The 17,823-nt window shown below is 71.4% G+C and carries 18 protein-coding genes and 3 pseudogenes; 10 read left to right on the forward strand and 11 right to left on the reverse strand.

Annotated elements, in window-relative coordinates:
* Positions 1-28: 28 nt before the first annotated feature.
* Positions 29-1,453 (reverse strand): MFS transporter, encoded by a 1,425-nt coding sequence (locus ACYUED_RS25745; RefSeq protein ID WP_491285476.1) that lies wholly within the window; start codon positions 1,451-1,453, stop codon positions 29-31.
* Positions 1,454-1,591: 138 nt separating this feature from the next.
* Positions 1,592-2,425: a DUF6597 domain-containing transcriptional factor gene (locus tag ACYUED_RS25750; RefSeq protein WP_491285478.1), complete on the reverse strand. Its 834-nt coding sequence runs from the start codon at positions 2,423-2,425 to the stop codon at positions 1,592-1,594.
* Between the two features lie 114 nt (positions 2,426-2,539).
* On the opposite strand from ACYUED_RS25750, the gene ACYUED_RS25755 reads away from it, so the two are divergent.
* The 5 genes from ACYUED_RS25755 to ACYUED_RS25775 all read left to right on the forward strand — a co-directional run bounded on the left by ACYUED_RS25755 (position 2,540) and on the right by ACYUED_RS25775 (position 6,750).
* Entirely contained in the window at positions 2,540-3,634 is a 1,095-nt protein-coding gene (locus ACYUED_RS25755; RefSeq protein ID WP_491285480.1) for an LLM class flavin-dependent oxidoreductase, read from the forward strand.
* A gap of 43 nt (positions 3,635-3,677) precedes the next feature.
* The gene (locus ACYUED_RS25760) at positions 3,678-4,271 is read left to right on the forward strand and encodes an FMN reductase (RefSeq protein ID WP_491285482.1); all 594 of its coding nucleotides are present in this window, start codon (positions 3,678-3,680) and stop codon (positions 4,269-4,271) included.
* Positions 4,272-4,399: 128 nt separating this feature from the next.
* On the forward strand, positions 4,400-5,113 hold the full coding sequence (locus ACYUED_RS25765) for a response regulator transcription factor (RefSeq protein WP_491294434.1): 714 nt from the start codon (positions 4,400-4,402) through the stop codon (positions 5,111-5,113).
* The gene (locus ACYUED_RS25770; RefSeq protein WP_491285483.1) at positions 5,114-6,601 is read left to right on the forward strand and encodes a sensor histidine kinase; all 1,488 of its coding nucleotides are present in this window, start codon (positions 5,114-5,116) and stop codon (positions 6,599-6,601) included.
* 20 nt (positions 6,602-6,621) lie between these two features.
* Positions 6,622-6,750: a hypothetical protein gene (locus ACYUED_RS25775; protein ID WP_491285485.1), complete on the forward strand. Its 129-nt coding sequence runs from the start codon at positions 6,622-6,624 to the stop codon at positions 6,748-6,750.
* A gap of 57 nt (positions 6,751-6,807) precedes the next feature.
* On the opposite strand, the gene ACYUED_RS25780 is transcribed toward ACYUED_RS25775, so the two are convergent.
* From ACYUED_RS25780 to ACYUED_RS25805, 6 genes are all read right to left on the reverse strand, one after another.
* Positions 6,808-7,374 carry a cysteine hydrolase family protein gene (locus ACYUED_RS25780; protein ID WP_491285486.1) on the reverse strand — a complete coding sequence of 189 codons (567 nt, stop codon included), beginning with the start codon at positions 7,372-7,374 and terminating at the stop codon, positions 6,808-6,810.
* 55 nt (positions 7,375-7,429) lie between these two features.
* Positions 7,430-8,911, reverse strand: a complete 1,482-nt coding sequence (locus ACYUED_RS25785; RefSeq protein ID WP_491285488.1) for an aminotransferase class I/II-fold pyridoxal phosphate-dependent enzyme — start codon at positions 8,909-8,911, stop codon at positions 7,430-7,432.
* A gap of 126 nt (positions 8,912-9,037) precedes the next feature.
* A complete protein-coding gene (locus tag ACYUED_RS25790) occupies positions 9,038-10,021 on the reverse strand; it encodes an iron-containing redox enzyme family protein (RefSeq protein ID WP_491285490.1) in 984 nt (327 codons plus the stop codon).
* Between the two features lie 137 nt (positions 10,022-10,158).
* Positions 10,159-10,434, reverse strand: coding sequence for a CDGSH iron-sulfur domain-containing protein (locus tag ACYUED_RS25795; protein ID WP_491285492.1), 276 nt, complete (start codon positions 10,432-10,434; stop codon positions 10,159-10,161).
* Complete coding sequence (locus tag ACYUED_RS25800; RefSeq protein ID WP_491285494.1) at positions 10,418-11,095, reverse strand: HemK2/MTQ2 family protein methyltransferase; 678 nt, start codon at positions 11,093-11,095, stop codon at positions 10,418-10,420. The genes ACYUED_RS25795 and ACYUED_RS25800 overlap by 17 nt, the downstream gene beginning before the upstream one ends.
* A 355-nt stretch (positions 11,096-11,450) precedes the next feature.
* Positions 11,451-12,977, reverse strand: a complete 1,527-nt coding sequence (locus tag ACYUED_RS25805) for an FAD-dependent oxidoreductase (RefSeq protein WP_491285496.1) — start codon at positions 12,975-12,977, stop codon at positions 11,451-11,453.
* A gap of 163 nt (positions 12,978-13,140) precedes the next feature.
* On the opposite strand from ACYUED_RS25805, the gene ACYUED_RS25810 reads away from it, so the two are divergent.
* A complete protein-coding gene (locus ACYUED_RS25810; protein ID WP_491285498.1) occupies positions 13,141-13,614 on the forward strand; it encodes an SRPBCC family protein in 474 nt (157 codons plus the stop codon).
* 57 nt (positions 13,615-13,671) lie between these two features.
* On the opposite strand, the gene ACYUED_RS25815 is transcribed toward ACYUED_RS25810, so the two are convergent.
* Positions 13,672-14,079 carry a RidA family protein gene (locus tag ACYUED_RS25815; RefSeq protein WP_491285500.1) on the reverse strand — a complete coding sequence of 136 codons (408 nt, stop codon included), beginning with the start codon at positions 14,077-14,079 and terminating at the stop codon, positions 13,672-13,674.
* Positions 14,080-14,235: 156 nt separating this feature from the next.
* On the opposite strand from ACYUED_RS25815, the gene ACYUED_RS25820 reads away from it, so the two are divergent.
* The 4 genes and pseudogenes from ACYUED_RS25820 to ACYUED_RS25835 form a co-directional block, all read left to right on the forward strand.
* Positions 14,236-14,616: a winged helix-turn-helix transcriptional regulator gene (locus ACYUED_RS25820; protein ID WP_491285502.1), complete on the forward strand. Its 381-nt coding sequence runs from the start codon at positions 14,236-14,238 to the stop codon at positions 14,614-14,616.
* A 642-nt stretch (positions 14,617-15,258) separates the two neighbouring features.
* A pseudogene (locus ACYUED_RS25825) lies at positions 15,259-15,627 on the forward strand (hypothetical protein); the annotation flags it as partial.
* Positions 15,624-16,312, forward strand: a pseudogene (locus ACYUED_RS25830) (YdcF family protein). The pseudogenes ACYUED_RS25825 and ACYUED_RS25830, both read left to right, overlap by 4 nt.
* A pseudogene (locus tag ACYUED_RS25835) lies at positions 16,254-16,640 on the forward strand (WbqC family protein); the annotation flags it as partial. The pseudogenes ACYUED_RS25830 and ACYUED_RS25835, both read left to right, overlap by 59 nt.
* On the opposite strand, the gene ACYUED_RS25840 reads toward ACYUED_RS25835, so the two are convergent.
* Both ACYUED_RS25840 and ACYUED_RS25845 read right to left on the reverse strand, forming a co-directional pair.
* The gene (locus ACYUED_RS25840; RefSeq protein ID WP_491294436.1) at positions 16,631-17,134 is read right to left on the reverse strand and encodes a LysR family transcriptional regulator; all 504 of its coding nucleotides are present in this window, start codon (positions 17,132-17,134) and stop codon (positions 16,631-16,633) included. The pseudogene ACYUED_RS25835 and the gene ACYUED_RS25840 overlap by 10 nt on opposite strands.
* A gap of 4 nt (positions 17,135-17,138) precedes the next feature.
* Positions 17,139-17,756, reverse strand: a complete 618-nt coding sequence (locus tag ACYUED_RS25845; protein WP_491285504.1) for a TetR/AcrR family transcriptional regulator — start codon at positions 17,754-17,756, stop codon at positions 17,139-17,141.
* Positions 17,757-17,823: the final 67 nt, after the last annotated feature.

Genomic DNA, 17,823 nt, shown 5'->3' on the forward strand with positions numbered 1-17,823 from the left:
CCTGCAACCGCGCTCGTCCGCGGGCTCCCTAGTGATCCTGCGCGGGAGCCCTGCGCGGCAGCAGTCGTACGAGAGGCAGGCACAGGGTGACGGCCGCGGCGACCACGGCGAGGCTCGCGAGCAGGGCGTGGGGTTCGCCGTCCTCGGCCGCCTTGAAGTACACGGTCGTCACGGCGGCGGCGCCCATCGCGTTGGCCAGCTGCTGTACCGCGTTGAGCGAGCCGCTCGCGCTGCCCGCCTCCTCGGGGGCGATGTCTCCGATGGTGACGTCGTAGACCGTGCCGAAGCAGGTGCCCATGCCGAGGCCGATCAGGAGGAGCGGCGGAACGAGGGCCCAGCTGCCGGGAGCGGCAGCCCCGCCCGCGAGTGCCGCCAGGTAGCCGCAGCCCGCCAGGATGATCAGCAGGCCCGCGACGACCAGCAGCCGTCCGTAGGTGTGGATCAACCGGTAGCAGGCGATGGACGCGACGACGATGCCCGCGGAGAGCGGGATCAGGCCGAGTGCGGTGCCGGCGGGGGAGCGGCCGAGGCCCTGCTGGAAGTAGAGGGAGACGACGTAGAGAAGGCCGGCGACCGCGGCGAAGGCGAGGATGCCGAGGATCAGGCCCGAGGTGAAGCCGCGGTTGCGGAGCAGGGACGGGCGGATCAGAGGGTCGGCGGCGGTGCGCTGGCGGTGGCAGAAGGCGGCGAACAGGGCGAGGCCGAGCAGGAGCAGGGCGAGCGGCCGGGAGGTCCAGCCGGCCGCCGAGCCGTCGATGAGCCCGCCGAGCAGGCCGAGCATGGCACCCGCGAGCAGGGCGGAGCCCGGGACGTCGACGGAGACGGAGGGGTCACCGGTGTCGCGGGGGAGCAGGCGGGCGGCGGCGAGCAGCGCGGCTGAGCCCAGAAGCAGGTTGATCAGGAACATGGGGCGCCAGCCCAGGCCCGCGACGTCCGCGTCGACCAGGAAGCCGGCGAGGATCGGGCCGCCCACCGCGGACAGTCCCATCACCGGCCCGAACAGGCTGAACGCCTTGCCGATCTCCTCGCGCGGCCAGGCCGCGCCGAGGATTCCGAAGCCCTGTGGGACGAGGAGGGCCCCGAAGGCTCCCTGGATCAGGCGGGCCACGACCAGGAACGCCGGAGTCGGGGCCAGCCCGCACGCGACCGACGCGGCCACGAACCCGGCGAGTCCGATCAGGAACAGCCGCCGGCGCCCGAACCTGTCGCCGAGCCGTCCGCCGGGCACCAGCAGCACACCGAGCGCGAGGGCGTACGAGGCGCCGAGCCACTGCACGAGACTCACGCCGCCGCCGAGGTCCCGCGTGATCGTGGGCGCGGCGATGTTGGTGATCGTCGCGTCGAGGAGGTCGAGGACGTCGGCGGCCAGGACGACGGCGAGGACGGCCCAGCGGGTGCGGGCACGGGTGCGGAGGGTCGGAGATTCATCTGCGTTACGAAGAGTCTGCGTCACGCAGATAAATATCCGGGCTGTTCTCCCGGTCGTCAAGGGAAAATCGTCGGAGGTCGGCCTCGGCCGGTCGCCGGGCCGGGGTGCGGGGCCGGGCTCCGGCACGCGGCGGACCGGGGCGCGCCTGACGCGCCGCAGCGCCTAGGAGCCTGGAGCCGAAGCCGTCGGATCGGCGGCGTAGGCGGTGGGTGGTACTCCCACCGTCGCCGTGAAGTCCCGTACCAGATGGGCCTGGTCGGCGTAGCCGAGGTCGGCCGCCAGGGCGGCCCAGTCCACCTCCCGGTCCGTCTCCGCGTGCTCCAGGGCCTCGTGGATGCGGTAGCGCAGGATGACCCACTTGGGGCCCACGCCGACGTACCCGGCGAAGAGGCGTTGCAGCAGTCGTACGGACATGCCCTCGGCGTGGGCGAAGTCGGCGACGCGGCGGATCGTGCGGTCGGTGCGGATGCGGTCGACCAGGGCCGTCGCGAGGTCGGCCTGGGGGTCGGGGCGCGGGTCCAGGGCGAGGAGGAATGCGTCGAGGGCGGCGATGCGGGCCCCCTCGTCGTCCGGGGTGAGGACGGCGGCGAGGTCGGTCTGCGGGAAGACCTCCGGGAAGACCTCGGGGGAGAAGACCCGCAGGCCCGTCCACTCGCTCACCGCCCGTCCGGGCGCGAAGGGCCGGAAGGCGCCCGGTCTGAACTTGATGCCGCACACCCGTCCGCGCCCCTCCAGCTTCTGCGTGAACAGGCCGTGCTGGATGCCCGCGATCTCCACGCGAGGCTCCTGGCCCTCGAACTGCTGGAAGACGATGTGGACGGCGGGGTGGGGGACCACCTGCGAGACGTACGGTTCCCGGAGGTCCCAGTCGATCAGCCAGTAGTGCTCGACATGGCGGCGCAGCGGTTCGGCGGGCTCGGGGCGGCGGAAGTCCACGCGCGCGAGGAAGTCCGCGGCGCCGACGATGCCTCGGGTGTCTCGGCGTGGGGCGGCCATGTCGCGATCGTAGGACGGGGCACCGACAGTCGCCTCGGGGTGCGGAATACGGGGGGGCTGGGTCGTCGTTCCCGGGTATAGTTGAACCGTCAACAACCTGGAGGGTGAGAGACCATGCAGTTCGGGATCTTCAGCGTCGGCGATGTCACGCCGGACCCGACGACCGGCCGTACGCCGACCGAGCGCGAGCGCATCAAGGCCATGGTCGCCATCGCGCTGAAGGCCGAGGAGGTCGGCCTCGACGTCTTCGCGACGGGCGAGCACCACAACCCGCCGTTCGTCCCGTCGTCGCCGACCACGATGCTCGGTTATGTCGCGGCGCGGACGGAGAAGCTGATCCTCTCCACCTCCACGACGCTGATCACCACCAACGACCCGGTGAAGATCGCCGAGGACTTCGCGATGCTGCAGCACCTGGCCGACGGCCGGGTCGACCTGATGATGGGCCGCGGCAACACCGGCCCGGTCTACCCCTGGTTCGGCAAGGACATCCGGCAGGGCATCAACCTCGCCGTCGAGAACTACGCGCTCCTGCACCGGCTGTGGCGCGAGGACGTCGTCGACTGGGAGGGCACGTTCCGCACACCGCTGCAGGGCTTCACCTCCACGCCCCGGCCGCTGGACGACGTACCGCCCTTCGTCTGGCACGGCTCCATCCGCTCGCCCGAGATCGCCGAGCAGGCGGCCTACTACGGCGACGGCTTCTTCCACAACAACATCTTCTGGCCGGCCGACCACACCAAGCGGATGGTCGAGCTGTACCGGCAGCGGTACGCGCACTACGGGCACGGCACGCCCGAGCAGGCGATCGTCGGCCTCGGCGGACAGGTGTTCATGCGGCGCAACTCGCAGGACGCGGTGCGGGAGTTCCGGCCGTACTTCGACAACGCGCCGGTCTACGGCCATGGGCCCTCCCTGGAGGACTTCACCGACCAGACCCCGCTCACCGTCGGCTCGCCTCAGCAGGTGATCGAGAAGACGCTGAGCTTTAGCGAGTACGCCGGTGACTACCAGCGCCAGCTGTTCCTGCTCGACCATGCGGGGCTGCCGCTGAAGACCGTGCTCGAACAGCTCGACATGCTGGGCGAGGAGGTCGTGCCGGTGCTGCGCAAGGAGTTCGCGGCCGGGCGCCCCGCGAACGTGCCCGAGGCGCCGACCCACGCGACCCTGCTGGCCGCCGCCGAGAAGGACGAGGCCGCCGCCGTATGAGCGGAGAACGAGGCCGCCGTATGAAGGAGAAGGAGGCCGCTGCATGAAACTCGTCGTCGTCTCGGCGGGGCTGAGTGTCCCGTCGTCCACCCGGCTGCTGGGCGACCGCCTCGCCGCCGCGGTGGGCCGGCAGACCCCTGCCGAGGTGCAGGTCGTCGAGCTGCGCGACCTCGCCGTGGAGATCGCGCACCACGTCACCAACGGGTTCCCCGGCCGGAACCTGTCCGCCGCGCTGGAGGCGGTGACCGAGGCCGACGGGCTCGTGGTCGTCACCCCCGTCTTCTCGGCGTCGTACAGCGGACTGTTCAAGTCCTTCTTCGACGTGCTCGACAAGGACGCGCTGGCGGGCACGCCCGTGCTGATCGCCGCGACCGGCGGTACGGCGCGGCACTCCCTGGTGCTGGAGCACGCGCTGCGACCGCTCTTCGCCTACCTGCGGGCGGTGGTCGTCCCGACCGGGGTCTACGCCGCCTCGGAGGACTGGGGCGCGGAGGGACTGGACGGACGGATCGAGCGGGCCGCTCAGGAACTGGCGGCGCTGATGACCGGGCTGGCCGCGGGGGCCGCCGCCAGGAAGGCGGAGCCCGACCTCGTGCCGTTCGAGCAGCGGCTCGCCGCCCTTCGGCCCGCAGGGTGAGAGGACGGTAGGGGCAGGGTCCCGGTTGCGTCACAGGGGTGAGAGGCCAGTAAGAAGGGTCCCGGGTGAGCTGCTCATCACGGCGCGGCACTCCGGGCCCTTGGCACTATGGGGGCGTGCCCCAAACTGTGCTGCTCGCCGAAGACGACCGCGCCATCCGTCACGCCCTGGAGCGGGCCCTCAGCCTGGAGGGCTATCAGGTCACCGCGGTCGCCGACGGCGTGGAGGCGCTGGCGCAGGCCCACAGGACCCCGCCGGACGTGCTCCTGCTGGACGTGATGATGCCCGGCATCGACGGGCTCCAGGTCTGCCGGGTGCTGCGCGCCGAGGGCGACCGCACCCCGATCCTCATGCTCACCGCCCTCGTCGAGACCGCGGACCGCATCGCGGGCCTGGACGCGGGCGCCGACGACTACGTGGTCAAGCCGTTCGACGTCGAGGAGGTCTTCGCGCGGCTGCGGGCCCTGCTGCGCCGGACCAGCACGGACAGCGGGGCGGCGGCCCCGGCAGGCGCCCCCGGCAAGCAGCCGCAGGTCCCCGACCGGCAGATCGAGGCCGCCGGCCTGCGCATGGACGTGCAGGCGCGGCGCGCCTGGCGCGAGGAGCGCGAACTGGAGCTGACCCGCACCGAGTTCGAACTGCTGGAGCTCCTGGTCCGCAACGCCGGAATCGTCCTCGACCACTCCACCATCTACGACCGCATCTGGGGCTACGACTTCGGGCCCGGTTCCAAGAACCTCGCCGTCTACGTCGGCTATCTGCGCCGCAAGCTCGACCAGCCGGGGGCACCGGCGCTGATCCACACGGTGCGCGGTGTGGGTTACGTGCTGCGGGAGGACTGAGTGGGCAGGCTGCGGCGGCTGCTGGCCAGACGGCGGCCGGGGCTGGTCTCCCTGCGCACCACGTTCGCGGTGTCGTTCGCCGCGGTCACCGCCGCCGTCACGGTACTGGTCGGTGTGCTGTCGTACGGGGCCGCCGCCCGGCTGGTGCGGGTCGACCAGGAGTCCGTGTTCGACCAGGTCGTGCAGGACCTGCGGGACGAGGTGCGCCAGCACCGGATGACGACGGACGACTTCTCCTCCTCGGCGCCGGGCCACGACATCGTGCGGCCCGCGCGTACGGACGTGCAGGTACTGGGGCGGGACGGCACCGTCGTCGACCCCGGCAGCCCCGGACTGCCGATCACCGCCGCCGACCGGTCCGTCGCCGCCGCGAACGACTCCGCGAAGATGGCCGAGCACAAGGACGTCGACGTCGCCCAGGACGTCTATCGGATCGCGACCGTCTCCCTCGGCGACGGGCGGGGCGCGGTGCAGGTCGCGCAGGAGTTCAGCGACACCGAGGACCTGCTGCGGGCGCTGCAGCAGCGCACGCTGATCCTGATGGCCGCGGTCGTGACGGCGGCCGGCCTGTTCGGATGGTGGCTGGCCCGGCGCATCACCCGCCGCCTGATCATTCTCACCTCGGCCGCCGAGGACGTCGCCCGCACCCGCCGCCTCGGCATCGAGGTGCCCGTGGCCGGCTACGACGAGGTGGGCCGCCTCGGCCGCGCCTTCGACCGCATGCTGGGCCGCCTCGCCCAGTCCGAGGAGGACCAGCGCCGCCTGGTCCAGGACGCCGGGCACGAACTGCGCACCCCGCTCACCTCGCTCCGTACGAACATCTCGCTGCTGCGCCGCATCGACGAACTGCCCCCGGCCAGCCGCGACGACCTGGTCGCGGACCTGAGCCAGGAGGCGCGCGAACTGACCGACCTGGTCAACGAACTGGTGGACCTGGCGGCCGGGCAGTCCGACAACGAGCCGCCCCAGCGGGTCGACCTCGCGGACATCGCCGAGGACGTCGCGGGCCTCGCCCGCCGTCGCACCGGACGTGAGGTCACCGTCCGCGCGAGCGGCGACACGACGACCGACGGCCGCCCCGGGATGCTGCAGCGCGCGATCTCCAACCTTGTGGAGAACGCGGCCAAGTTCGACCGCGACGGCACGGGCCCCATCGAGATCGCCGTCTCCGGCCCCGCCCGGCCGGGCACGGTCCGCGTCGAGGTCCTCGACCGGGGCCCCGGAATCGCCGACTGCGACCTGATCCGCATCTTCGACCGCTTCTACCGCGCGGCCGACGCCCGCTCACTGCCCGGGTCCGGGCTGGGCCTGTCGATCGTGCGGGAGGTGGCCATGGCACACGGCGGAGCACCGTTCGCGTTCCGCCGCGACGGGGGCGGGGCGGTGATCGGCTTCACGGTGGGCGGGGTGCCGGGGGGCGGAGCGTCGGCCGGGGGCGAGGGGTGGAGCGTCGGCCGGGGTGAGGGGCGGAGCGTGGGCCGGGGGTGAAGGGTGGAGCGTCGGTCGGGGTGAAGGGCGGAGCGCGGGCCGGAGTCGCCCGGGTCGCCGCCGTCGACGACGTACTGGTGGAACTGAGCCGCGCGGTGCGGCCGCTCGCACAGCACGACAAGTGCATCGGCGACGGGGATCTCATGTAGAGCTCACCGGTGCAGCCCCGACTGGTGTCGTGCTCACCGGCCGCCGCGGTTCCCGGGCTAGTCGGCGGCGGAGAAGTCGATCTTCTCTGCCGGGACGATCCGTGCGCCCATGTTGCGTTCCATCATTTCCAGGGCGGCGGCTCCCAGATGAGGGTGAATGGTGGCTACGGCGTGGTCGGCCACCGTGACCCGCAGATGGCGGATGTGGGCGTCCAGGGCCGAGTAGAGGACGCACTGCTCGGTGACCTGGCCGCTCAGCACGACGTGTCCGACGCCCAGTCGCCACAGCAGGTACGACAAGGGCGTCTCGTGGAAGACGGAGTGGCGGGCCTTCACCACGAACAGTGAGTCGTCGTCGGGCCGGATCGGTTCGATCAGATCGGCGTGGGGCCTGGCCAGCGCGGCCTCGACGAGCTCTCCGTGGTGGGAGCGCCAGCGGCCGAAGTTGTCGTTGGCGTAGATCACCGGCACGTCGGCGCGACGGGCCCGGCCGATCAGGTCCGCCAGGACGGGCACGACCTGGCGGGCGGACGGCACCAGCAGGTCGGCGTCCTCGTGATCGTAGGTGTTGATCATGTCGATCACGACGAGAGCGAGTCCCGTGGTCTCTCCGGAGCGGTCCATGGTGCCTCCAGCGCTGCCCTGTTCGGTCGTGCGCGCAGGCCGCGAGCGGCGGGTTTCAGCGGTCCGCCTGTTCGTCGACGACCCGCACGGTGTCCAGGCGCGGGTCGGCCGGATCCGGCAGGAACATGCCGGCGTTCACGCCCGTGGTCAGGTACTCGAGGACCGGCTCGGTGAGCCGTTCGCCGGGCAGCACGACGGGGATGCCGGGCGGATAGGGGGTGATCATCTCGGCGGCGATCCTGCCCGCGGCCTCGCCGGCCGGGACGTCCGTATGGCGCGCGAAATAGGCGTCGCGGGGCAGGCGGGCCTGCTCGAGCCGGAGACCGGCGGGGGAGGGGACGGCGACCTCGGGGGCGCCTCGCAGGTCGTCGGCGTGGGCCGCGAGATCGGTCAGGGCGGCGAGGAGACGCGCGGCCGTCCGCTCGTCGTCGGCGTGGGTGAGCTGCGCGGCGATGCGGCGGTGGTCGTTCAGATGAACGTCGAGGTGATGGCTCGCCCGCAGCCAGTCGGCTGCCCGGTAGCCGCCGACACCCAGCGCGCTGATGTCCATGACGACCGGCAGCGGGTCGAAGTCCGCGGCGAGGGCGGGGCCGCAGAAGTCGGCCGCGTCATTGACGTGGAAGCCGTCGATCTCCTCGATGGCCTTACGGGTGTGTGCCGCCAACTCCAGTGCCCCGCCGAGGAGTTCGTGACCATACTGCACCATCTGACGGCGCCAGGCGTCGATACCGGCGTAGATCAGGACGTTGGGGCTGGTCGTGCCGAGGAGGTCCGCGCGCGAGGCCAGTTCGGCGGGGTCGATCAGATCGCCCCGGAGATGGAAGACCGAGCCCTGTTCCAGGCCGCTGCCCATCTTGTGGATGCTGGTCACGCAGATGTCGGCGCCCGCGTCCATGGCCCACGACGGCAGATCGTCGTGGAAGGGAAGGTGCGCACCCCACGCCTCGTCCACGATGAGCGGTTTGCCGAGGCGGTGACAGGCGTCGGCGATGCCCGAGAGGTCGGCCGCGGCGCCGTACGGCGTCGGACTGGTCACCAGGGCACCGTCGGCATCGGGAAACTCACGGAACGCCTTCTCGTAGGCGGCCGCGGACGGGGGGTGGGCCAGATGCCGGGAGGCGTCCCACTGGGGTTCCACCCAGACCGGCTCGACGCCGGACAGGATGAGCCCGGCGACCACCGACTTGTGCGCGTCCCGCCCGACGAGGAGGCGGTGCCCCGGACAGGTCACCGCCAGCATCGCGGCCTTCACCGAGAGGGAACTGCCACAGGTCGAGAAGAACGTGTGGTCCGCGTGCACCGCGTCGGCCATCAGCTTCTCGGCACGCTCCAGCACCTGCCCACGGGACATCCGGTCGTCGAGGCCGCCGTCGGCCAGGACGTCGCCGTGGTAGACGGCGTCACCCAGCACCGCCCGCGCGCGGGGGTCCGCGCCGCGAGCCTGTTTGTGGCCGGGAGGAGAGAAGCCCATCTCGTCGGCGTCGCGATACCGGGCAAGTGCGTCGAGGACGGGGGCCTCGTCGTGGTTCGGAGCCATGGGTGCCGGGTTCCCCGTCCGTAGCCGCTGTACCGCGCGACTCGTCGGCCGGCGCGAGGCGTGTGCACGGCATCGGTACGGCGCCGGTGCCGCATGGCACGCTCACGGCGAGCCGCCGGACTTCCTTCACGGGCGTGGGGCGCGGGTGGGTGCGGCGCGGGGTGCCAGGCCCGGTCCGCGCAGCGCCGTCGCACCGGCCCGCCAGGCCTTCAGCAGCCCGGCCGCCAGACGGTTCTCCAGATGGGTGGTCGCCCGTATCCCGAAGGTCACGTCGGTCTCCAGGCCCGGTTCGCTCTCCAGGAGACCCCCGACGACGTCGTGTCGTACGACCTGTTCGTGCACGGCGTCGGCCTCGACGTGCTCGGTGTAGAACCGTACGGCCGCCGGTCCGGCGCCCGCTCGCCGCATGGCCTCGGCGAGGCGGCGGGAGGCGGGGGGCGAGGTCACCTCGACGGCGGCGAAGTGGCCGACGAGCGCGCCGCGCAGCGCCCGGTGCAGGCCGAGGAGCGACATCAGGTTGACGGTGGCGAGCGCCTCGGCCGGGGCCGCGTCGACGTAGTGCCCGTACGCCGTGTCCAGGTCCAGGTCCGCCATCAGGTCGGCGAACAGTTCCGCGTGGATCTCGTCCGCACGGCCCGCACCAAACTCGTCGAACTCCACCGCCACCATCGCCGCCTTCGCCCGCCCGTGCAGCCGGGGGATGACCCAGGCGTGCGGGTCCGCCTCCTTGAGGTGGTAGAGCGAGCGCAGCGCCGCGTATTCGCGCAGGTGGCCGAGGTCGCCTTCGTCGTGGAGGAAGTGCGAGACGCTCGTACCGTCGTCGCCGGCCGGTTCGATCTGGAGCTCGTTCAGCGCCTGCTGGGCCGTGTCGGCGCCGGCCATCGGCACGTCCTCGCGCAGTGCGCCGAGGAAGCGGCTCTCGATCGCGCCGCGGCAGGCCAGCAGACCGCTGTCCCACTCAAGGCTGTCGGGGACGTCCTGGAAGCCCTGGTAGTGCAGCTCGTAGAGGAGATACAGGGCGAGCTGCAGGTCGTCGCCGTAGGGGTGGCAGTCGTCGGGGGAGGGGGCGGGGACGCCTGCCTGGGGCGATTCCCGCAGCAGGGCCGTCACCGCGGCGGAGAGCGGCCCGCGCGGCTCGGGCAGACGGGGGGACCGCTGCCGGGGCCGGGGCCGAACCTGGGGCTGGGCCTGGGACCGGGATTGCGATTCGGATCGGGTGCCGGATCGGGTGCTGGATCGGGTGCCGGTCATGCGGCACCGCCCTCTTGCGTAGGGCTCGCTTCCTCTTGCGCAGCGGTCGCTTCCGAGTCGGTCTCCGGGGTCCGCGGTGCGGTGCGGCGGCGGTGGCTGGTGTCGCACCAGGGGAAGAGCCGGCTGCGACGGCAGGTGCAGACGGCGACCGTGAAGCGGTCGGACACCGTCACCTCGCCGTTCTCGCCGACCACTTCGACCGGCCCCTCGATCAGCAGGGGCCCGTCCCGCTGGACGCGGATCCGGCGCGGGCGTTCAGGCGTGTTCGGCACGGATCACCACCAGCTCCTCCGTCGTACTGCCGTCCGTCAGCCCCCGCTCGCGCAGCCAGCCGAGCCGTGAGTGCAGCACACGGCCGTAGGGGACCCGGAACCGGTCGGCCACGTCCCCGCGCAGGCCCGCCCCCGCCAGGCGGGCCTGTGTGGCGTCCACGCCGCACAGGTCCGACTGCACGATCAGCAGCGTCCCCGTCGGCCGCAGGACCCTCGGCGCGCTGTCGCAGACGCGGTCGATCAGCAGGCGGCCGTCCGGACCGGCGTCCCAGGCCCGGGCGATCCCCCGGGGCGGCGCCTGGCCCGGAGCGGGGACGTACGGCGGGTTCGCGAGCACCAGGTCGAAACGGCGGCCGGGAACCCCCGACGCCAGGTCGCCGTGGCGTACGCGCAGGGTCTGTCCGTTCAGCAGGGCGTTGAACCAGGCGACCGCGATCGCCCGCCAGGAGATGTCCACCGCGGTGACCCGGCCGCCGAGCCGCGCCGCCTCCACCGCGAGCACCCCGCTGCCGGTGCCCAGGTCCAGTACGTCCGTCCGTGCCGTGATCGACTCACGGCGCAGGGCCCGCCCCAGAAGCCGCGTGTCGGCCTGCGGGCGATAGACACCCCGGGGGACCCAGTAGCGCAGCGGGGCGGCGGCGATCGAGCATTCGGCTGCCATGGACGTCACCGCCGCCCCGACGCCGTCGGTGACTGTGCCGGCGGGGCCGGGGCGAGGTCGTGGGGGTCGTCGCGGGCCGGTGTTCGGATGGTGGAGGGCTCGGGGGACCTCTTGAGCGTGGGGTTGCTGACGTGCGCCTTCACGAGGGCTCCGAGGTCGGGAAGGGAACGGGCGGCGCTGCCCGGCTACGAGCCGGCAGCGTCCCACGGGTACCCCTCGGCCGCAGACGTAACGAGCGGCGGGTGCCGGTCGTGCCGGTCGTGCCGGCCGGGCGTGTGCGGCCGGGGACGCCGCTTGCACGGGATGGGTCCGATACGGGGACGGGATGGGCCGCGGGCCGAGGGCGCCCTCTCCGTCAGATGTCGCGTGTGTCCAGTGGGCGGACGGCAGGCCCCTGGAGGATGTGTCCGTCCGGGGCGAAACGGGAGCCGTGGCACGGGCATTCCCAGGCCCGTTCCGCGCGGTTGAAGGCCACGAGGCAGCCCAGGTGCGTGCAGGTCGCCGAGACCGCCTGAAGGTGACCGTCCTCGTCCCGGTACACGGCGCACGGGTGCCCGTCCAGCCGCACCACGGCGCCGTCGCCGGGAGAGATGTCCTGGAGTCCGGGCCCGCTCAGGGGCGGCAGCCGGTCGCCGACGAAGTGCCGGGCCACCTGGGCCTGATGCTTCAGGAAGGACGTCCCCTCGCGGATCACGGAGCGCAGGCGCCGCGGGTCGTACAGACCGGCCCACGGGACGTCCCGGCCGGCCATGAGGTCGCTGAGCAGGCAGCCCGCCATGATGCCGCCGCTCAGACCCCAGCCGCCGAACCCGGTGGCCACGTACGCGTGGCGGCTGCCGGGGTGGAGCGGCCCGACGAGGGGCACGGAGTCGGTGGAGTCGTTGTCCTGCGTGGCCCAGCGGTGGGTGAAGGTCAGGCCCTCGAAGTGGTCGGTGGCCCAGGCCGACAGGCGGGCGAAGCGTTCTTCGACGTCCGCCGTGCCGGGGGTGAAGTGCTCCCCGGTGACGATCAGCAGACGCTCGCCGTCTCCGTACGGTGCGCTGCGGACGGAGCGGGTGCCGTCCTCCGGCGTGATGTACATGTCGCGCGGGGCCCGGCTCTCGTCGATGGTCGCGGCCACGACCAGCTCACGGCGAGGGGAGAGCCGGGTGAACAGAAGGGCCCGGTCGAAGACGGGGTAGTGCGTGGCGACCACCACCTCGTTCGCGCGCACCGACACGCCCACGTCGGTCGACAGGACGCAGGGCTCGCCCTCGGTGAGACCGACGACGCGGGTGCCCTCGTGGACGGCACCGCCGCGCCGGCGCAGGTCGTCCGCGAGTGCCAGCAGGTACTTCCGCGGATGGAACTGCGCCTGCCTCCTCACCCGGACCGCACCGGCCACCGGGAACGGCAGTTCCGTGTCGGTGACGAACGAGGCCGGCAGTCCCGCCGCCCGCGCCGCCTCCGCCTCGGCCCGCAACTCCCCGACGCCCCGGGGGTTCTCGGCATACGTGAAGGCGGCCGCCTCCTCCCAGTCGCAGTCGATGTCCAACTCCTCCACGAGTTCGGCGGCGTGCCTGATCGCGGCCGACTGCGACTGCGCGTACAGCCGCGCTCCTTCGGCGCCGCGGGTGCGGCGGAGACGGTCGTAGACCAGCGTGTGCAGGGCGCTCAGCTTGGCCGTCGTCCGGCCCGTCACCCCGGCGGCGAGACGGTCGGCTTCCAGCACGGCCACCTCGCGCCCCTGCCGGACCAGTTCCCAGGCCGTGCTCAGCCCGGCGATGCCGCCCCCGACGACGGCCACGTCGACGACGAGGTCACCGGACGGCGGTGGAGCGGGTTCTCCCGGCGGCGCGGACTCGATCCAGTACGGCCCCCGGATTCCTGCGTCAGCGTTCATGGCCGCCGGGTTCCCGCCCTCACGGCGTACTACGCGGCACCACGGGACCACTTCGGCGGCGTACGCGCGGGGTGACACGTCGGCCGCGACGACACGGTCTTCGCTCGGCTTTCCCGGGTACCCGGCGTCCCGCACACCTACTGAAGCCGACGAGGAGGACCCCATGAGCACGGTCAAGGAAGCGGTCGACGTGGAGGTTCCGCTCCGCAGGGCGTACGACCAGTGGACTCAGTTCGAGGATTTCCCGAACTTCATGGAAGGCGTCGAGCAGGTCACTCAGCTCGACGACCGGCACAACCACTGGACCACCAGCATCGGCGGAGTGCGGCGCGAGTTCGACACGGAGATCGTCGACCAGCTGCCGGACGACCGGATCACCTGGCGGTCCGTCGGCGGCGACACCCGGCAGCGCGGATCCGTCCGGTTCGAGCGGCTGGACGACACGCACACCAGGGTCGAGCTGACGATGGACCTGGAGCCCACCGGCGTCGCCGAGAAGGGCGCGGACGCCCTCGGTGTGATCGGCCGACGGGTGACGGGAGACCTGCACCGCTTCAAGGACTACGTCGAGACCGGCGGCACCACCGGCGGCTGGCGCGGACGCATCCGCCCCGAGAACCCCGGCAGGACCCTCTGACGGACCCGCGGACGGACCCCCTGACGGTGTCGGCCGTGACGGCGCTCGTGGCCCCCGTCAGTCGAGGACTGCGGTGGCCTCGATCTCGACCAGATGCTCGGGGACGTCCAGGGCGGCGACGCCGATCAGCGTGGCCGGCGGCACCGGAGTGAGTCCCAGCTTCGCGGCCGCCCGGGAGATCCCCTCCAGGAGCGGGGGCATCTTGTCGGCAGTCCAGTCGACGACGTAGAAGGTCAGTTTCGCCACGTCGTCGAAGGAACCGCCGGCCTCGCCCAGCGCGGTGGCGACGTTGAGGTAGCACTGCTCAACCTGGGCGGCGAGGTCGCCCTCGCCGACCGTGGCACCTTCCGCGTCCCAGGCGACCTGCCCGGCGACGAAGACCAGCTTCGAACCGGACGCGATCGCCACCTGCCGGTAGACATCGATTTTCGGCAGTCCATCGGGGTTCTTCAGAGTGATGGCCATGCTGTCCGTCTCCTTGCCCGGGCTCCTGTGTGCAGGCCCGTGTTCGTCACCGTGTTCGTCAGACCAGACCAACGCGGTCTCTTGTGGTTACTCAGGAACCGTAGGAGAGTGTGCGTTGACATGGAAGAACGCACTTTTCGGTGACTGGGGAACCTGATGGTGACCAAGCAGTTCAGCGGCTCGGCCGAGGATGCAGACCTACGGCGCGCCGATTCCCTGGCGCGGGAGATCTTCTCCGAGGTCGCCAACAAATGGGCGCTGTTGATCATCGAGGCCCTGGGGGAGGGCACCCTGCGCTTCAGCGAGCTACGCGGCCGGGTCGAGGGCATCAGCCACAAGATGCTCACCCAGAACCTGCGCATGCTGGAGCGCAACGGCCTGGCCGAGCGAACCGTCCACCCCACCGTCCCGCCCCGCGTCGAGTACACGCTCACCGAAGCGGGCCGCGGACTGCGGGCGACGGTCGACGGGATGTGCGACTGGACGCACCAGTACTTCCGGCACATCGAGTCCGCCCGGCGGCGCTTCGAGACCTGACGGTCGGTGCGTGCGGGGTCCGTGTCCCGGCGTTGACGCTCTTGCCATCGAGCAGGCGGCCGCCGGCCTTCGGGATCAGACCGCCGCCCTGCCTCGGAAGAGACCGAACCCGCGCTGCGGCATCGCGACGGTCGGTCCGTGGTGCTTGAGGGCACATCGGTCCCCCGGCCCAACCCATGTGCTCTCACTGTGCCCTGGCCGTCTGACGGCCCCCTTCCGGCACCAAAAAGGGCGAGGCCCGAAGACCCCGCCCGCTACCAGCGAAAACCCCAGCTCAGGGCCACACCAGGCAGTACGGCTGATGCCCCGCCTCATGCCACCTGTGGCTGAAGGCCTGCCACTCGTGCAGCGATTGGGGGCGGGAGGGCGCTGACCTGGGGATTCGCAAGGAAGGCGCGTTGACCTGGGAAAACTCCTCTCGTTAGTTCTCACCTATCAACGCCGTTTCCCAGGCTCATGTGCCCTGGATGTGCTTTCGCGGCCTCTCACCAGAGGGCGCCTTGCTCGGCTGACGGACGGGTAGAGGGTGCCGTCGTCGCAAGGCTCACTCGCGTCTTAGCGTTGATGGCACGAGGTTCCGTCGTCACGGCGCCCGCCTCACGCAGCTGCCGGACGGCCTCGATCACTTGGGCGGGTCGGTAGCTGAGCAAGGAGGGCGACAACGAGTACGCCACCAACGCGATGACGGCCGCCACTCGTGCCTTCGAGGACCTGGGCGAGCCGGAGGACTGGTCGGTCGCCCACCAGAAGCTGGTCCTGGCCTGTCGCGGTGCCGGCGACCTGAAGCAGGCACTGCACTACATCGACATCGCGCGCACCACCGGCACGGTCGACTCCCCGATGCAGCGGGTGAGGCTGGACACCGCGTACGGGCACATCCTTCTGTCGGATGCGGCGACCCGGAATGATGGGCTGTCCGTCCTCGATCAGGCGGCACAGGTGGCCCGGCAGTACGGGCTGAGCCACCAGCTGCGCAGTATTGAGGGCATCCGAAAGGGCCAGCAAGGATGAGCCAGGGAGTGCCAGTGCCGGAGCACCAGCAGCGCCAGATCACCGACGAGCAGTTCCACGACGCGACGCTGATCTGGAATTACCACCAGATGGGCCACGAGCTGCGGCCCTGCTCGGCGGCGATTGGCCTGGGCAGCCACGACCTTGGGGTCGCGACTAATGCGGTCGACCTTTATCGCGCTGGCCTTTTCCCGGTCGTGGTCTTCAGCGGCGGCAACAGCCCCACCACCCGCGCTCGCTTCCCGCGCGGCGAGGCCGTCCACTACCGCGAGCACGCGCTGAGCCGGGGGTGCCGGACGAGGCGATCATCGTGGAGTCGAAGGCCGCCAACACCGGCCAGAACATCACCTTCTCCCGCGAGCTGCTGGCCGAGGCCGGGGTGGAAGTGCAGTCGCTGCTGCTGATCTCCAAGCCGTACATGGAGCGCTGCTCGTATGCGACCTGCCGCAAGCTGTGGCCCGAGGCTGAGGTCGTGTGCGCCTCCGAGCCGCTGGAGTTGGACGACTACATCAAGTCCATCGGCGACGAGAAGCTCGTCGTCGACATGCTCGTCGGTGACCTGCAACGGGTGATCGAGTACCCGAAGCTGGGCTTTGCCGTCGAGCAGGACGTACCGGGGGATGTGTATGACGCTTACGAGCGCCTCCTGGGCGCCGGCTTCGACAGTCGCCTCATCAGCACCTGAGCCGCCCAGCGCCGATGCATCGGACGAGCTGTGCGCGATCCACCAACCGAACCTGTTTCCCCGGCTGGCCACGCTGGCCAAGCTGTTCTCCGCCGACCTGTGGATCGTCCTGGGCGACGTGCAGTTCGCCCGGCGCGACTACCAGCACCGCGCCCGTCTCGTCGCGCTGGACGATCCATCCCGACAGCAGTGGCTCACGCTCCCGACGCACCTTCCCCACGGGCGCCCGACGCTGATCAGCCAGGCACGGCTCGTTGATCCGCGTCGCTCGCGCCGGACGGTCCAACTTCTCGTCCGCCAGTACTACGGCCGCAGCCCCTACTGGGGTGCGGTGTCCGAGGTCCTGGACGCGCTCGACGAGTCGGACCGTGTGGCCGACCTGGCGAGGGCATCGACGATCGGGTGCCGGCACTCCAGGCCCTCGCCGTCCAGTGGCGGCCGTATGAAGGCGGCGTCCAGCCTTCCGGCCGGCAGCTCGGTGATGTTGTGCGCGGTCCATCCCGTCCGTACGACCAGATCCACGTCCGGATGGAGGGTACGGAACTCGGCGAGGAGGGCGTCGACGGGACCGCCGCGGGCGGAGCGGGTCAGGGCCAGGCGCAGTTGCCCCTGCCGTCCGCCGACGGCCGCGCGGATCCGTTCCCGCGACGCGTCCGCGTGGGCCAGCAGCTCGCCGGCCTCACGGGCCACGACCTCACCGACGGGGGTCAACCGGCAGCCCCGGCTGTTGCGTTCGAGCAATGCAGCGCCGATGTCCCTTTCCAGCGCCCTGATCTGCCGGCTCAGAGCGGGCTGGGGGAGAGTCCGGATACCGGCCCTGATCCTGTCACCGAGCGAGTTCGGCTTGGCGAAGACTGCGGAACACCTCCGCGGCCGTCCATCCGCGCAGCGTGGCGTGAATCGACGAGCGGAATGCGGCCTCGGCCGTGGTGGCGTCGAGGGCCCCGGCCAGTTCGAGGGTCACGAGCCCGTGCAGGGTTGCCCAGATCGACAGGGCGATCGCCGTTGCGTCGCCAGCGAGGACGGACGCCGTCAAGGCACGATCGATTGCGGAGAGGAGCGGACGGATCGGGTCACTGGCACCGACCTCTCCCGACGGGTCGAAGGACTGCACACCACCGAAGAGCACCGTGTACAGGTGGCTGTGTCCGCACCCCCAACGACGGTAGGCGACGGCCAGCGCGTAGAGGTCGGCGAGAGGGTCCGCGGACGTCTGCACCGCCGACACGTCCTGGAACAGGCCGGCGACAGCTCTATCGCGGACCGCACCGATCAGCCCGTCCTTGCCACCGAACAACGAGTACACCGCTGTCGTCGACGCCTCGGCAGCAGCGGCCACGGCGCGGACCGTGACCGACTCTCGCGGACGGGTGGCGAGCATCTCGGTCGCGCACTCCACGAGCCGCTCCTTGACGGCCTCGTCGTTCGTTCTGGGCCTACCCACGGTCAGCAGCCTACCTTCTTTGATAACGTCGTTTTGAAACGGTGTTCTGAAACTGTCGGAGGTTCGC

Source organism: Streptomyces sp. DF42 (assembly GCF_058267695.1).

What these genes read in the sequence shown, in the direction of transcription:
- ACYUED_RS25750 (WP_491285478.1), bottom strand. Translation starts at nt 2,425, where the DNA reads ATGGCCGCCCCACGCCGAGACACCCGAGGCATCGTCGGCGCCGCGGAC.
- ACYUED_RS25755 (WP_491285480.1), top strand. Translation starts at nt 2,540, where the DNA reads ATGCAGTTCGGGATCTTCAGCGTCGGCGATGTCACGCCGGACCCGACG.
- ACYUED_RS25760 (WP_491285482.1), top strand. Translation starts at nt 3,678, where the DNA reads ATGAAACTCGTCGTCGTCTCGGCGGGGCTGAGTGTCCCGTCGTCCACC.
- ACYUED_RS25780 (WP_491285486.1), bottom strand. Translation starts at nt 7,374, where the DNA reads ATGGACCGCTCCGGAGAGACCACGGGACTCGCTCTCGTCGTGATCGAC.
- ACYUED_RS25785 (WP_491285488.1), bottom strand. Translation starts at nt 8,911, where the DNA reads ATGGCTCCGAACCACGACGAGGCCCCCGTCCTCGACGCACTTGCCCGG.
- ACYUED_RS25800 (WP_491285494.1), bottom strand. Translation starts at nt 11,095, where the DNA reads ATGGCAGCCGAATGCTCGATCGCCGCCGCCCCGCTGCGCTACTGGGTC.
- ACYUED_RS25805 (WP_491285496.1), bottom strand. Translation starts at nt 12,977, where the DNA reads ATGAACGCTGACGCAGGAATCCGGGGGCCGTACTGGATCGAGTCCGCG.
- ACYUED_RS25810 (WP_491285498.1), top strand. Translation starts at nt 13,141, where the DNA reads ATGAGCACGGTCAAGGAAGCGGTCGACGTGGAGGTTCCGCTCCGCAGG.
- ACYUED_RS25815 (WP_491285500.1), bottom strand. Translation starts at nt 14,079, where the DNA reads ATGGCCATCACTCTGAAGAACCCCGATGGACTGCCGAAAATCGATGTC.
- ACYUED_RS25820 (WP_491285502.1), top strand. Translation starts at nt 14,236, where the DNA reads ATGGTGACCAAGCAGTTCAGCGGCTCGGCCGAGGATGCAGACCTACGG.